Origin of the sequence: Solwaraspora sp. WMMD1047, from assembly GCF_029626155.1 — a bacterium.
Taxonomy (GTDB): domain Bacteria; phylum Actinomycetota; class Actinomycetes; order Mycobacteriales; family Micromonosporaceae; genus WMMD1047.
On the sequence record NZ_JARUBL010000001.1, the window covers coordinates 3,101,372 to 3,115,159 of the forward strand.

The following is a 13,788-nucleotide window of genomic DNA, read 5'->3' on the forward strand; positions in this document are numbered from 1 at the left end:
CCAGCCGGACGGGAGGTGGCCGGTGCTGCGGGCGGGCGACCGGGTCGGGGATCGGTACGCGCTGACGTATCCGATCGGCCGGGGTGGCATGGGTGAGGTCTGGGCCGGCCACGACGGGCGGCTCGACCGGCCGGTGGCGATCAAGTTCCTGCGGGTGCTGGAGGTGCCGGAGAGCGACCGGGCGACCGCCGTCGCCCGGTTCCGGCGCGAGGCGTGGGCGACCGCCCGGCTCGACCACCCCGGCGTGCCGGCCGTGCACGACCTCGGCGAACACGGCGACGACCTGTTCCTGGTCATGCAGCTGGTGGCCGGTGCAGACCTGGCCGACCTGATCGCCGAGGAGGCGCCGCTGCCGGTGCCGTCAGCCGCCTCGATCGCCGCCCAGATCTGCGCGGTGCTGGCCGTCGCCCACGCCGCCTCGCTGGTGCACCGCGACCTCAAGCCGCAGAACGTGATGGTCACCCCGGACGGGCAGGTCAAGGTGCTCGACTTCGGGGTCGCCGCGCTGCTCGGGCCGGCCGAGGCGTCCCGGCTGACCACCACCGGGCGGCTGCTCGGCACCCCGGCCTACCTCGCCCCGGAGCAGGCGCAGGGTGACCCGGTCGGCCCGGCGGCCGACCTGTACTCGCTGGGCTGCGTGCTGTTCGAGCTGCTGACCGGCGCGCCGCCGTACCGGGCCGAGAACGCGATCGAGATGCTGCACCGGCACCTCAGGGAACCGGTTCCGCTGGTCACCGACCGCCGCGCGGACGTGCCCGATGACCTGACCCACCTGGTCTGGTGCCTGCTGGCCAAGACGCCCCAGGAGCGCCCGGACTCGGCCGCCGAGGTCCGCGGGATGCTCCGACCCTTCGTCGGGTGACCGCGAGCCTGCTGACCGGATCGGTCCGCATCCCGGCCCGATGGTGACTGCCGGCGGCGGGCGGGACGGGACAGGATGGTGAGCATGAAGCGTGCGCTCGTCGTCATCGACGTCCAGGAGTCATTTCTGCAGCGGCCGAGCTGGGCCGTCAGCTCGAATCCGGACATCGCCAAGCAGGTGGGGCGGCTGACCGAAGCGTTCCGGGCCGCCGGCGATGCGGTGGTCTGGGTGCTGCACGTCGAGCCGGGCACCGGCACCGTCTTCGACCCGGAGCGCGGCTTCGTGCGGCTGCTCGACGGGCTGGCACCGGCGGACGGGGAGCCGGTGCTGCGCAAGACCTCGCACAACGCCTTCACCACCACCAACCTGCAGCAGTGGCTCACCGAGCGCGGCATCCGCGACCTGACCCTGTGCGGAATCCGCACCGAGCAGTGCGTGGAAACGACCGCCCGGCTCGCCTCGGACCTGGGTTACCCCGTGACCGTCGCCATCGACGCCACCGCCACCGAACCGATCGCGCACCGGGACGCGCCGCCGGACCGCAGCGTCGAGGAGATCCTCGCCGACCCGCGCACGCTGACCACCGCCGAGATCATCGCCAGGACCGAGTACGCCCTGGCCGGCCGCTTCGCCACCATCGCCACGGTCGACGAGCTGACCCTGCGGTGACCCGGGTCGTCTTCCTGCTCGCACCCGGGGTGCACCTGTTGGATCTGGCCGGCCCGGCGCAGGCGTTCTCCTCGGCCGCCGACCTCGGGCTGGACTACCGGCTGCACTACGTGGCGGAGCGGGAGGAGGTGGTCAGCACCCAGGGGGTGACGTTGCGGGCGGACCTACGGTGGCCGGCGTTGACCGCGGCGGACCTGGTCGTGGTGCCCGGTTGGCGGCCGGGACCGCAACGATCCGCCTTCGCGCCGGAGACCCTGCGACTGGTCGCCGGTCACCACCGGGCCGGCGGCACCGTCGCCAGCGTCTGCGCCGGGGCGTTCGCGCTGGGGGAGGCCGGGTTGCTGGCCGGGCGGCGGTGCACCACCCACCACGACCTGCAGGAGACCCTCGCGCACCGGTTTCCGGGCGCCACGGTGATTCCCGACGTCCTCTACGTCGTCGACGGTCGGGTGGTCACCTCCGCCGGCATCGCCAGCGGCATCGACCTGGCGCTGCACCTGCTCGCCACCGCGCACGGGCCGGGCCTGGCCGCCCGGGTGGCCCGGGAGATGGTGGTCTACGCCCGCCGTAACGGCGACGAGCGGCAGGCCAGCGCGATGCTGCGACACCGGGCACACGTCAGCGACGTGGTGCACCGGGTGCAGGACGTGATCGACGCCCGGTTCGGCGACCCGCTCCGGCTCGCCGAGTTGGCGGCCGTCGGCGGGGTGAGCGAGCGGACGCTGACCCGGTTCTTCACCCGGGCCACCGGCCTGACCCCGCTGCGCTACCAGCAGGTGCTGCGCCTGGAGCGGGCCGAGCACCTGATCGGCCACGGCGCGACGGTCGACGCCGCGGCCCGCGCGGTGGGCTTCGACGACGCCCGCATGCTGCGGCGGCTGCGCGCCAGGGGCGGCCAGTCCCATGATCGTTAGTCGTTCACCGGTGCTCTGAGCCCGCCGGGGGGACCACCGGTGAGCGACTAACGATCATGGGTGCGGCGTCAGCTCGCTCGGGTGGAGATCTGTTGGACGGACCAGGAGTTGCCGTCGGGGTCGGCGAAGAAGACGAAACCGACGTTGTCCAGCGGATGGTCGACGGGGCGGGGGTTCTCGCCCAGCACCGTCACGTCGCTGACTTCGACGCCCCGCTCGACGAGCTGGGCGTGCGCCTGGTGGATGTCGGCGACCACCAACTGCAGACCCTTGAGCGAGCCGGGCGGCATCTCCGGGACGGCGCCCCTGCCGATCACGATCGAGCAGCCGGAGCCCGGGGGAGTGAGCTGCACGATCCGGGTCTGGTCGTTGATGAGGGTGTCGTGGTCGACGGCGAAGCCGAGCTGGTCGGCGTAGAAGGACTTGGCGCGGTCGATGTCGGAGACCGGCACGACGACGACTTCCAGGGTCCAGTTCATGACTCTCCTGTGGTTTCCAGCAGTGCGTCGAGGCGGCGGTAGCTCTCGGCGACGCCGCGCTTCATCGGGTATCGCAGGGCGGTGTCCCGGCCCTGGCTGGTGGCGTAGCGGATGGTGCTGGTCAGGGTGGTCACCCCGGCCGACTCGGTGAGGTCGTGGGTGATGAGCGTGGTTCCCGGGTACGACTGGTCGGCGAAGACCTCGGTGTAGACCAGCCGGTCGGGGGGTCGGATCTGCCGGTAGACGCCGCTCTGGGTCATCCGGTCGCCGTCGGGTCCGGCGGAGACGAACCGCCACCGGCCGCCCTCGCGGAGATCGACGTCGCACTCGACCAGGTTCCAGCCCTGGGCGCCGTACCAGCGGCGCAGCAGGTCCGGCCGGGTCAGCGCGGCGAACACCAGGTGCCGGGCGGCGGCGAAGGACCGGGTCAGCACGATCTCGGTCGCGGACGGCGTGGTCACCGTCAGCCCGCCGCCACCGGTCACGACCGACCCGCGGAGTTGTCGCCGGCCTCGGCGGCGGTCAGTTCGTCGAGCAGGGTGTCGAGGCGCTGGTAGCTCTCCTCCCAGTAGCGGCGGTAGTTCTCCAGCCAGGCGACGGCGGTCCGCAGCGGGGCGGCCGCCAGCCGACGCGGGCGGCGCTGGGCGTCGCGGGCCTGGGTGACCAGGCCGGCCCGCTCCAGCACCCGCAGGTGCTTGGAGATCGCCGGCTGACTCATCCGGAACGGCGCGGCCAGCTCGGTAACCGTCGCCTCGCCGGTCGCCAGCCGGGCCAGGATCGCCCGCCGGGTCGGGTCGGCCAGCGCCGCGAAGGTCGCGTCGAGCCGCGCCGACTCCCTCTCTTCATAACCAATCGTTTCCATAACCAGATGGTTTCTATCCGAGGTGTGGCCCGGTGTCAAGCGGCGCAGCCGGATGGCAGACTGGCTGGCGTGACGAACGTGACCCAGACCGCCCCCATCCGGCTGCGCCCGTACCGCATCCGGGTGACCTGCTGGCTGCTGGCGACGGCGCTGGTCGTGCTCTTCACGGTGGTCAGCACCGCGCTACGCGGTCCGACCGGCGAGAGCGGCGCGATGTTCCAGCGGGGTGACCAGGCCGCCATGATCGGGCTCGGTCTGCTCGGCGCGTTCCTGATCCTGCTCTTCACCCGACCCCGGGTGGAGGCCGACAGCCAGGGGATCCGGGTCCGCAACGTGATCGGCTCCTACGACCTGCCGTGGGCGGTGGTCCGGGCGATCCGGTTCGACCGCGGCTCGGCCTGGGCCAGCCTCGAACTGCACGACGACGAGCTGGTGCCGCTGCTGGCCCTGCAGGCGGTCGACAAGGAACGGGCGGTCGACGGGGTCCGGGCGCTGCGCGCCCTGCACACCGCCAACAGCTGAGCGGCGCCGGCCGCTCCCGACCGGCGGGTCGTTTCCCGCCGCGCCGTCCCACCTGGTAGTCTTGACGAGTCGACCACTGTCGGTTAGTCACGCCTCCCGCGCGACGAACTCGGCAGTCACGAAGCGGAGCGCCTGCTCCCACCCGCGTCGCCCCTGTTGGCGGCCGGGTCCGGTCACCGGCCACGGGAGCCGATCCCGCGGCCGGCAGTGCGGCACCCGCCGCCCGACGACCGGTCGAGCAGGCCCTGGCATGTGTGCCGGGGCCTTCTGCTTTCTGGTCGGCGGCAGGACCGGTGACGCTGACGCGTCGCCGGTGAGGATCGCAACGAGGAGGCCACATCAGCGTCGAACCACGCGTGAACGAGCAGATCCGGGCACGTGAGGTCCGACTGGTCGGCCCTGAGGGTGAGCAGGTGGGCATCGTCCCGCTGGAGCGCGCCCTGCAGCTGGCCGCGGACGTCGACCTGGACCTGGTCGAGGTTGCGCCACTGGCACGCCCGCCGGTGTGCAAGCTCATGGACTTCGGCAAGTTCAAGTACGAGAGCGCACTCAAGGCGCGCGAAGCCCGGCGCAACCAGCAACAGACCGTCATCAAGGAGATGAAGCTCCGGCCGAAGATCGACCCGCACGACTACGAGACCAAGAAGGGTCACGTGGTGCGGTTCCTGAAGGCCGGCGACAAGGTCAAGGTGACCATCATGTTCCGCGGTCGGGAGCAGAGCCGACCGGAGCTGGGCCACCGGCTCCTGCGCCGGCTCGAATCGGAGATCTCGGAGCTGGGGTACGTCGAGGCCGCCCCCAAGCAGGACGGCCGTAACATGATCATGGTGCTCGCGCCCCACCGGGCGACAAAGGCCGCCGCAGCCGCCGCCGTGGCGGCGAAGGCCGGCCCGTCGCGCGAGCGGGACGCCGACACCGAGGCGCCGCAGGCCGGGGCCGAACCCGCCGGGACCGCCGGCGAGTAACAGGGGAGAGACGCAACAGATGCCGAAGATGAAGAGCCACACCGGTATGGGAAAGCGGGTCCGGGTAACCGGCCGCGGCAAGATCATGTCCCAGCAGGCGGGGTTGCGCCACAACCTTGAGAAGAAGGCCTCGACCCGGACCCGCAGGCTGACCGGCCTGACCGAGGTCGCCAAGGCCGACGTCAAGCGAATCAAGAAGCTGCTGGGCCGCTGACGCGAGCCACTTGACCTGAAGGAGTAGTTGAGATGGCACGCGTCAAGCGGGCTGTGAATGCCCAGAAGAAGCGCCGTTCGCTGCTGGATGACGCCAGCGGCTACCGGGGCCAGCGCTCCCGGCTGTACCGCAAGGCCAAGGAGCAGGTGCTGCACTCGATGCAGTACGCCTACCGGGACCGGCGCGACCGCAAGGGTGACTTCCGGCAGCTCTGGATCACCCGGATCAACGCGGGTGCCCGGGCGAACGGGATGACCTACAACCGGCTCATCCAGGGGCTCCGGCTCGCCGGAGTCGAGGTCGACCGCAAGATCCTGGCCGACCTCGCCGTCACCGACGCGGCCGCCTTCGCGGCCATCGTCGAGGTGGCCCGGGCCGCCGTCGCGGCCGAGGGCACCGGGGGCGCGTCCGCCCAGGCCGCCTGAACCGACCCCGCGAGGCGTCCCACATGCCGTCCAGACAGCAGGTGGGGCGCCTCGACCGTGGGCGGGACCCGGACGCCGCGCTGTTCACCGCGCGTACCCCCCGGATCGTCGCCGCCCGGCGGCTGCACCGCCGCCGCGACCGCGACGGCACCGGCCGGTTCCTCGCCGAGGGACCACAGGCCGTCCGGGAGGCGCTGGCCCACCCGGACCACCCGGTGGTCGAGCTGTTCGGCACACCGGCGGCCTTCCAGCGGTACGCCGACCTCGTCACCGCCGCCGCCGACCGGGACGTTCGGGTCTCCGCCGTCACCGACGACGGTCTGGCCGCGCTCGCCGAGACGGTGGCCCCGCAGGGGCTGGTGGCGGTCTGCCGGCACCTCGACGTGCCGCTGGCCGCCGCGCTCGACCGGGCGCCATCGCTGGTGGCCGTGCTCGCCGGCATCCGCGACCCGGGCAACGCCGGTACCGTGCTGCGCACCGCCGACGCCGCCGGTGCCGGTGCGGTGGTCTTCGCCGGCGACGCCGTCGACCCGTACAACGGCAAGTGCGTGCGGGCCTCGGCCGGCAGCCTGTTCCACGTCGACCTGGTCCGGGCCGCCGACCCGGCCGAGGTGGTAGCGACGCTACGTTCCCGCGGACACACCGTGCTGGCCGCCTCCGGGTACGGCGAGACCGACCTGGACGCGCTCCTCGACGGCGGTGGCCTGACCGGTCCGACCGGCTGGCTGTTCGGCACCGAGGCGCACGGACTCCCCGCCGAGCTGGCCGCGCTCGCCGACGCGCGGGTCCGGGTGCCGCTGCACGGCCGGGCCGAGAGCCTTAACCTGGCTGCCGCCGCGGCCGTCTGCCTGTACGCTTCTGCCAGAGCACTGCGATCGAGGGAGTCACCGTGATGAGTGCCATCCGGCACTTGTTTAGCCAGCCCGCCGGTGTCGGCGGGCGGCAGGGCTGACCTTCCAGGTCGCCGACGGCTGACCATCGAGCAGCCATTCCCTGCGCACCTCCCACCGGCGGGCTGCGGCCCAGCCGCGCCTCCGTAAACTCTGTTCGCCCGCCGGGGACCGCCGCGCGCCGTGCCGCGCCCGAGGTCCGCCGGTGTGACCGGCGCCGGACGGCTCCGGCGCCAGGAGAGGGAGCACAGGCACGCCATGAGCTATCGCAACGATCCGTACGACCCCAAGCAGGTCGCCCTGCTGGACCAGCGGGCGCTCGACGACGCCGTCGAGGCGGCCGGCAAGGCGTTCGCCGCCGCCGCCGACCCGGACGCGCTCACCGCCCTGCGCCATCAGCACCTCGGCGACCGGGCGCCGGTGTCGCTGGCCCGCCGGGAGATCGGCGCGCTGCCGCCGGCCGCCAAGTCCGACGCCGGCAAGCGGGTCAACGAGGCCCGCCGGGCGATCGAGTCCGGCTACGCCGCCCGCCGCGAGGCGCTGGAACGCGAGCACGCCGAGCGGGTGCTGGCCCAGGAGCGGGTCGACGTCACCCTGCCGTACGACCGCCGCCCGCGCGGTGCCCGGCACCCGTTGTCGACCCTGATGGAGCAGATCAGCGACCTCTTCGTCGGGATGGGCTACGAGGTGGCCGAGGGTCCCGAGGTGGAGCTGGAGTGGGCCAACTTCGACGCCCTGAACATCCCACCGGACCACCCGGCACGCGGCCTGATGGACACCTTCCACATCGCCGCGGCCGACGGCGGCCCCGCGGCCGACGGCGGGGAGACCGGGTCCGGGCTGGTGCTGCGTACCCACACCTCGCCGGTGCAGGCCCGCACGATGCTGACCCGGCAACCGCCGATCTATGTGGTCGTACCCGGGCGGGTTTATCGCACCGACGAGCTGGACGCCACCCACAGCCCGGTGTTCCACCAGGTCGAGGGCCTGGTGGTCGACCGGGGCATCAGTATGGCGCACCTGCGCGGCACGCTCGACCACTTCGCCCGGTCGATGTTCGGGGAGCAGGCCCGGACCCGGTGGCGGCCGCACTACTTCCCGTTCACCGAGCCGTCGGCCGAGTTCGACGTCTGGTTCCCGGAGCACCGCGACGGGCCGCGCTGGGTCGAGTGGGGCGGCTGCGGCATGGTCAACCCGCGGGTGCTGCGGGCCTGCGGGATCGACCCGGAGGTCTACTCCGGATTCGCGTTCGGGATGGGGATCGACCGGACCCTGATGTTCCGGCACGGGGTCAGCGACATGCGGGACATGGCCGAGGGCGACGTCCGGTTCAGCCGGGCGTTCGGAATGGGGAACTGACATGCGACTACCAGTCAGTTGGCTGCGCGAGTACGTCGAGCTGCCCGCCGACCTGACCCCGGAGGCGCTGGAGCAGGCGCTGATCGGGCTGGGCATCGAGGTCGAGTCCGTGGTGGACCTGCGGGACAGCGTCACCGGCCCGCTGGTGGTCGGCGAGGTCCGCGAGATCGAGGAGCTGACCGGTTTCAAGAAGCCGATCCGGTTCTGCCGGGTGGACGTCGGGGACGCCAACGGCACCGGCGAGCTTCAGGAGATCGTCTGTGGGGCCACCAACTTCGCCCCCGGCGACAAGGTGGTGGTGATCCTGCCCGGCGGGGTGCTGCCCGGCGGCTTCGCCATCGGCGCCCGGCGCACCTACGGCCACAACTCCAACGGCATGATCTGCTCGGTGCGGGAGCTGGGGCTCGGCGACGACCACTCCGGCATCCTGGTGCTGCCGCCGGAGACGCCGGCCCGGCCGGGCGACGACGCCCGGCCGGTGGTCGGCCTGGACGACATCGTCGTGGACATGGAGATCACCCCGGACCGGGGCTACGCGCTGTCGGTGCGCGGGGTGGCCCGGGAGCTGTCGCACGCCCTCGGGGTGCCGTTCACCGACCCCGGCGCCGCCCCGGCACCGGGTGCCACGGCCGAGCCCGCGTACCCGATCGAGGTCCGCGACACCGTCGGCTGCGACCGGTTCGCGGCCCGGGTGGTGCGCGGGGTCGACCCGACCGCGACCAGCCCGCAGTGGCTGCGGAGGCGGCTCACCGTGGCCGGCATCCGGGTCATCTCGCTGCCGGTGGACATCACCAACTACCTGATGCTGGAGCTGGGCCAGCCGATGCACGCCTTCGACCTGGACCGGCTGGCCGGGCCGCTGGTGGTGCGCCGGGCGGTGCCCGGGGAGAAGCTGACCACACTGGACGGAGTGACCCGGGAACTGGTCGCCGAGGACATGGTGATCTGCGACGCCGGGCAGCCGAACCCGGTCGCCGGCGACGACGCCGGGGCGCCGATCTCGCTCGCCGCCGTGATGGGCGGCGAGACCAGCGAGGTCATCGCCAGCACCACGAACGTGCTGTTCGAGGCGGCGCACTGGGACCGGGTGATGGTGGGCCGCACCGCCCGCCGGCACAAGCTGTTCAGCGAGGCCGCCAAGCGCTGGGAGCGCGGCGTCGACCCGGCGCTGGCGCTGGTCGCCATCGACCGGGCGGTGCGGCTGCTCGTCGAACACGGCGGCGGGGTGGCCGACGACGGCATCACCGACCTGGACCACGTCCGCGCGCCCGCACCGGTGACCATCCCGGCCGACCTGCCGGGGCGGCGCTCCGGGGTGCCGTACCCGCCGCAGCGGGTGGTGGAGCTGCTGGAGACCGTCGGCTGCGCGGTGACCGCCGACGGCGACCGGCTGACCGTCACCCCGCCGACCTGGCGGCCCGACCTGATCGACCCGGCCGACCTGGTCGAGGAGGTGGTCCGGCTCGACGGATACGACAAGATTCCGTCGGTGCTGCCGGTGGCGCCCCCGGGGCGGGGCCTCACGGCCTCGCAGCGGCGCCGCCGGGCCGTCGCCCGGGCGCTGTCCGAGCAGGGGTACGTCGAGGTGCTGGCCTACCCGTTCGTCAGCCCAGACCTGATGGATCGGCTCGGGGTGCCCGCCGACGACCCCCGGCGGCCCGCGGTGCGGGTGGCCAACCCGCTGTCGGACACCGAACCGCTGCTGCGCACCACGCTGCTCGGCCCGCTGCTGGCGATCCTGCGCCGCAACATCGGCCGGGGGCACCGGGACCTGGCCCTCTACGAGATCGGGGCGGTGTTCCGGCCGCGGCCGGGCGCCGGTCGCCCGCCGGTCATGGGGGTGGCCGACCGGCCTACGGAGGCCGAGTTCGCCGCCGCCGACGCGGTGGTGCCGCACCAGCCCCGGCACGTGGCCGCCGTGCTCGCCGGGGAACTCGACCGGGCCGGCTGGTGGGGACCCGGGCGCCCGGCGGACTGGGCGGACGCCATCGAGGCCGGCCGGGTGGTGCTGGCCGCCGCCGGCATCCCGGCCGAGCGGGTGAGTGTCCGGGCGGCGCGGTACGCGCCGTGGCACCCGGGTCGCTGCGCCGAACTGCTCGTCGACGGGGCGGTGGTCGGGCACGCCGGGGAGCTGCATCCGGCGGTCCTGGACGGGTTGGAGCTTCCCCGGCGTACCGGTGCCATGGAGCTGGACCTGGACGCGGTGCCGGCGGCGCCGGTCGTGCCGGCACCCCGGGTCTCCGGCTTCCCGCCGGCGCTGATCGACGTGGCGCTGGTGCTGGACGAGTCGGTGCCGGCCTCCGATGTGGAGCGTGCGCTGGTCGAGGGCGCGGGTGACCTGCTGGAATCGGTGCGGCTCTTCGACGTGTACGCCTCAGCGCAGCTCGGCGAGGGGCGCCGGTCGTTGGCCTACAACCTCACCTTCCGGGCGCCGGACCGGACGCTCACCGGTGAGGAGGCGGTGGCCGCCCGGGACGCGGCGGTCGCCGTCGCTGCCGACCGGTTCGGCGCGGTGTTGCGCGGCGCCTGACCGGCTGCGGTGCCGCAGACGGGTGGCCGGTCACGGGAAGTGACCGGCCACCCGTCTGCATGGTTCAACCTGATCGACTCCAGCCGGGAGACCGCGCAGGCGTCCGGCCGGGCGTCACCCGGACTGCGGGAGAACCGGGTTTTCAGCCGGGTACGTTGCCGACCTCCGAATAGGAGGCGGAGCGGAGTGCTCGGTCGGGCCGGACAACGTCCGCCGGACCGGAACCAGTGTGGCAAGCTGTCGCGGTGCTCGCGTCGCCACCTGCCCCCGCGCTACCGCTGATCGGGCAGCCACCGGGGTTTCTGCTCATCGTCCTGACCGCGATGTGTCTGGTGGTGTTCGTCGTAGCCGCGGTGCGGAGGTGGGGTCCGAAGCTCTGGCTGGCGGTGCTGGTCGCGTTGGCTCTCCGCCTGGTCGCGGCCGTGTTGACCTACGGTCGGACGCCGAAGGATGTGGCGGTCTACTTCCACGATGCCGGACAGGCGATCCTCGACGGGTACGACCCAGTGACCCACCTGCCCGACTTCCAGTGGAACTTCCTCCCGCTGATGCCGTACGTGTTCGCGGCCGAAATCTCCACCGGCATTCCGTGGGAGGCCGCCTCCAAGATCTCGCCGATCCTCGCCGATCTGGTGCTCGTCGTGCTGCTCGCCAAGCTTGCCGGCGCGGAGTACGGCCGGCGGTTCGCCCTGTTGTACGCGGTGTGTCCGGTCGCGGTGCTGGTCACCGCCGTGCACGGCCAGGTGGAGCCGGTGGCGCTGGCGCTGGGGGTGGCCGGACTTCTGGTGGCCCGCCGCGGTCGCCTCTTCTGGTCCGGGGTCCTTGTCGGGCTGGCGATCGCCAGCAAGACCTGGCCGGTGGTGCTCCTCCCGGGCGTGCTCCGGGAGGTGCCCATCCGTCGGTGGTGGCAGGTGCTGCTCGGCGTCGGGCTGATGCCACTGATATTCCTGCTGAGTGTTCCGCTGGTGCTGGGCGAATCGCTGACCGCCGCGGTTGAGGTGCTCTCGTCGTATCGATCGCTGGTGGGGCGTTGGGGCTGGGGTGGCCTGCTCCACCTCGCCGATCTGATCGAGGGAATCGGCTATACCAGTCCGAAGATCGACTTCTATCAGCCGATCGGGACAGCGGTGACTGCGGTGGCGGTGATCGGTGCGATCCTGTGGTTCCGCCATGCGGACGGCGTCACCATGACGGCGGCCGTGCTGCTGCTCTTCCTGTCGGTCAGCATCGGATTCGGAACCCAGTATCTGCTATGGCCGGTCCCCTTCGTGCTGCTGCTCGGTCGGCGCTGGGGCCTGGCCTTCGTGCTTGCGGCGAGTTGCTACACGGCGACCTTCTACCTGTGGGTGGCTCTGCTGCCCGGCCGCGAGGACATTCTGGACCCGATCCTGGTATGGGGCTCGCTGCCGGTCATCGCCACGGCCCTGGCCGCCGTGCCGTGGTCGTCAGGTGGCCCTCGTCGGCACGAGCCGAACCCGGGCCCGGAGGCGACAGCCAGCTCTCGAACCGACCCGGTGAGCCCCGCTGCTCACTCCGGCGGGTCGAGCCTGGCGACCTGACGGAGCCGGTCCAGGTCCCGGACGGTGATCCGGCCCAGCCCGAGCCGCCGCGGTCGCCGGTGCCGCCGCCGCCACCCGTTCCGGAATCCGTCAGCCATCGCCGGGATCCGAGGAGCTGACCGGCGTTGGCGCGAGGTGCTGCGCGGTCTGGAGCAGGACCCCGAGACGTCGTACGCGGCCCGGCTGACCGGGAAGCGGTTCGCGCAGGTGTTCGGTGAGTACGTCCGGGATCGGCAACGGGTGGTGCCGGATCTGGTCACGCTCCTGCAGTCCGCGCTGAAGGGGCACGGCGAACTGGGGATGGGCCCGTCGGAGTACACCGAGGCATGGGATGTGGCGTTGCGCACGTACCAGCGCCAGCACGGGATGATCGACGCCGGCTGACGGCGTCGCCCGGACGGTGGTCCCGTTCCCGTTCGGAGCGGCGGAACGGGACATTCTGCAAGATCATGCACTCGCCTGTATGGCATTGCGTCGAGGAGGAGAAGGCTGATAGCCTTCGCTGCATAGACATGCGGAGGTGGGTATGGGAATTCGGGTTGCGGTGGCCGGGGCCAGTGGATACGCGGGCGGCGAGCTGCTGCGTCTGATCGCCGGGCACCCCGAGTTCGACCTGGTCGCCGCCACCGCGCACAGCCAGGCCGGCCAGCCGCTGGTCGCCGTACACCCGCACCTGGTCGGGCTCGACCTGGTGCTGGGCCGGACCGAACCGGCGGCCCTGGCCGACGCGGACCTGGTCTTCCTGGCCCTGCCGCACGGCGAGTCCGGCGCCCTCGCGGCTGCCCTGCCCGACAGCGTCCGGGTCGTCGACCTCGGTGCCGACCACCGGCTGCGCGACGCCGCCGCCTGGGGCGACTACTACGGCGGCCCGCACGCCGGCGCCTGGACCTACGGGCTGCCGGAGCTGCCCGGCCAGCGGGCCGCGATCGCCGGCTCCACCCGGGTGGCCAACACCGGCTGCTACGCGGCCACCATCACCCTCGCGCTCGCCCCGCTCATCGCGGCCGGCGCCGTCGACCCGCACGACGTCGTCGTGGTGGCCGCCTCCGGCACCTCCGGCGCCGGCCGGGCCGCCAAGGCGCACCTGCTCGCCAGCGAGGTGATGGGCGACCTGAGCCCCTACAAGGTCGGCGCGCACCAGCACGTGCCGGAGATCAAACAGGCCACCGGCGCCGCGTCGCTGTCACTCACCCCCGTGCTCGCCCCGATGCCACGCGGCATCCTCGCCACCGTCACGGCCCGACCGGCCGCCGCCGGCCCCGACCCGCGCACGGTCCTGACCGACGCGTACGCCGACGCGGCGTTCGTGCACGTGCTGCCCGAGGGCGCCTGGCCGCACACCGCCGCCACCGCCGGGTCGAACTCCTGCCACCTGCAGGCAGGCGTCGACCGCGACTCCGGCCGGGTGATCGTGGTCGGCGCGCTGGACAACCTCGGCAAGGGCGCCGCCGGTCAGGCCGTGCAGTGCGCCAACCTGATGCTCGGCCTGCCGGAGACCGCCGGCCTGTCGGTCTGGGGGACCGCGCCATGACGGCCAC

Annotated in this window: 17 protein-coding genes; 13 read left to right on the top strand and 4 right to left on the bottom strand. The window is 72.9% G+C overall.

All coding sequences use genetic code 11. The features are described from left to right. Positions 1–22 precede the first annotated feature (22 nt). From O7627_RS14365 to O7627_RS14375, 3 genes are all read left to right on the top strand, one after another. Positions 23–862 carry a serine/threonine-protein kinase gene (locus O7627_RS14365; RefSeq protein ID WP_278094010.1) on the top strand — a complete coding sequence of 280 codons (840 nt, stop codon included), beginning with the start codon at positions 23–25 and terminating at the stop codon, positions 860–862. An 84-nt stretch (positions 863–946) separates the two neighbouring features. Next, positions 947–1,531 (top strand): isochorismatase family protein, encoded by a 585-nt coding sequence (locus O7627_RS14370; protein WP_278094011.1) that lies wholly within the window; start codon positions 947–949, stop codon positions 1,529–1,531. Further along, positions 1,528–2,445, top strand: a complete 918-nt coding sequence (locus O7627_RS14375) for a DJ-1/PfpI family protein (RefSeq protein WP_278094012.1) — start codon at positions 1,528–1,530, stop codon at positions 2,443–2,445. Before O7627_RS14370 ends, O7627_RS14375 begins: the two co-directional genes overlap by 4 nt. Before the next feature lie 68 nt (positions 2,446–2,513). On the opposite strand, the gene O7627_RS14380 is transcribed toward O7627_RS14375, so the two are convergent. The 3 genes from O7627_RS14380 to O7627_RS14390 are packed head-to-tail and all read right to left on the bottom strand — an operon-like array spanning position 2,514 to position 3,786. Next, positions 2,514–2,924, bottom strand: a complete 411-nt coding sequence (locus O7627_RS14380) for a VOC family protein (protein WP_278094013.1) — start codon at positions 2,922–2,924, stop codon at positions 2,514–2,516. Continuing rightward, positions 2,921–3,391 (bottom strand): SRPBCC family protein, encoded by a 471-nt coding sequence (locus O7627_RS14385; RefSeq protein ID WP_278098281.1) that lies wholly within the window; start codon positions 3,389–3,391, stop codon positions 2,921–2,923. Before O7627_RS14385 ends, O7627_RS14380 begins: the two co-directional genes overlap by 4 nt. A gap of 14 nt (positions 3,392–3,405) precedes the next feature. Beyond that, complete coding sequence (locus O7627_RS14390; RefSeq protein WP_278094014.1) at positions 3,406–3,786, bottom strand: metalloregulator ArsR/SmtB family transcription factor; 381 nt, start codon at positions 3,784–3,786, stop codon at positions 3,406–3,408. A gap of 78 nt (positions 3,787–3,864) precedes the next feature. Here O7627_RS14390 and O7627_RS14395 point away from each other — a divergent pair, with 78 nt between their 5' ends. The 8 genes from O7627_RS14395 to O7627_RS14430 all read left to right on the top strand — a co-directional run bounded on the left by O7627_RS14395 (position 3,865) and on the right by O7627_RS14430 (position 12,250). Continuing rightward, positions 3,865–4,308, top strand: coding sequence for a PH domain-containing protein (locus O7627_RS14395; protein WP_278098282.1), 444 nt, complete (start codon positions 3,865–3,867; stop codon positions 4,306–4,308). Between the two features lie 356 nt (positions 4,309–4,664). Further along, positions 4,665–5,273, top strand: coding sequence for a translation initiation factor IF-3 (infC, locus tag O7627_RS14400; protein WP_278094015.1), 609 nt, complete (start codon positions 4,665–4,667; stop codon positions 5,271–5,273). Between the two features lie 19 nt (positions 5,274–5,292). Next, on the top strand, positions 5,293–5,487 hold the full coding sequence (gene rpmI / locus O7627_RS14405) for a 50S ribosomal protein L35 (protein ID WP_278094016.1): 195 nt from the start codon (positions 5,293–5,295) through the stop codon (positions 5,485–5,487). A gap of 32 nt (positions 5,488–5,519) precedes the next feature. Next, positions 5,520–5,912, top strand: a complete 393-nt coding sequence (rplT, locus tag O7627_RS14410) for a 50S ribosomal protein L20 (RefSeq protein ID WP_278094017.1) — start codon at positions 5,520–5,522, stop codon at positions 5,910–5,912. A 23-nt stretch (positions 5,913–5,935) separates the two neighbouring features. After that, on the top strand, positions 5,936–6,805 hold the full coding sequence (locus O7627_RS14415; protein ID WP_278094018.1) for an RNA methyltransferase: 870 nt from the start codon (positions 5,936–5,938) through the stop codon (positions 6,803–6,805). 255 nt (positions 6,806–7,060) lie between these two features. Continuing rightward, positions 7,061–8,161, top strand: a complete 1,101-nt coding sequence (gene pheS, locus O7627_RS14420) for a phenylalanine--tRNA ligase subunit alpha (RefSeq protein WP_278094019.1) — start codon at positions 7,061–7,063, stop codon at positions 8,159–8,161. A gap of 1 nt (position 8,162) precedes the next feature. Next, positions 8,163–10,691: a phenylalanine--tRNA ligase subunit beta gene (gene pheT / locus O7627_RS14425; RefSeq protein WP_278094020.1), complete on the top strand. Its 2,529-nt coding sequence runs from the start codon at positions 8,163–8,165 to the stop codon at positions 10,689–10,691. Positions 10,692–10,936: 245 nt separating this feature from the next. After that, positions 10,937–12,250 (top strand): glycosyltransferase family 87 protein, encoded by a 1,314-nt coding sequence (locus O7627_RS14430; protein ID WP_278094021.1) that lies wholly within the window; start codon positions 10,937–10,939, stop codon positions 12,248–12,250. Here O7627_RS14430 and O7627_RS14435 read toward each other — a convergent pair. Continuing rightward, complete coding sequence (locus O7627_RS14435; RefSeq protein ID WP_278094022.1) at positions 12,220–12,348, bottom strand: hypothetical protein; 129 nt, start codon at positions 12,346–12,348, stop codon at positions 12,220–12,222. The two genes, O7627_RS14430 and O7627_RS14435, sit on opposite strands and share 31 nt — an antisense overlap. Before the next feature lie 37 nt (positions 12,349–12,385). Here O7627_RS14435 and O7627_RS14440 point away from each other — a divergent pair, with 37 nt between their 5' ends. Both O7627_RS14440 and argC read left to right on the top strand, forming a co-directional pair. Further along, on the top strand, positions 12,386–12,634 hold the full coding sequence (locus O7627_RS14440; protein ID WP_278094023.1) for a hypothetical protein: 249 nt from the start codon (positions 12,386–12,388) through the stop codon (positions 12,632–12,634). 142 nt (positions 12,635–12,776) lie between these two features. Beyond that, positions 12,777–13,781: an N-acetyl-gamma-glutamyl-phosphate reductase gene (argC, locus tag O7627_RS14445; protein WP_278094024.1), complete on the top strand. Its 1,005-nt coding sequence runs from the start codon at positions 12,777–12,779 to the stop codon at positions 13,779–13,781. Positions 13,782–13,788 lie beyond the last annotated feature (7 nt).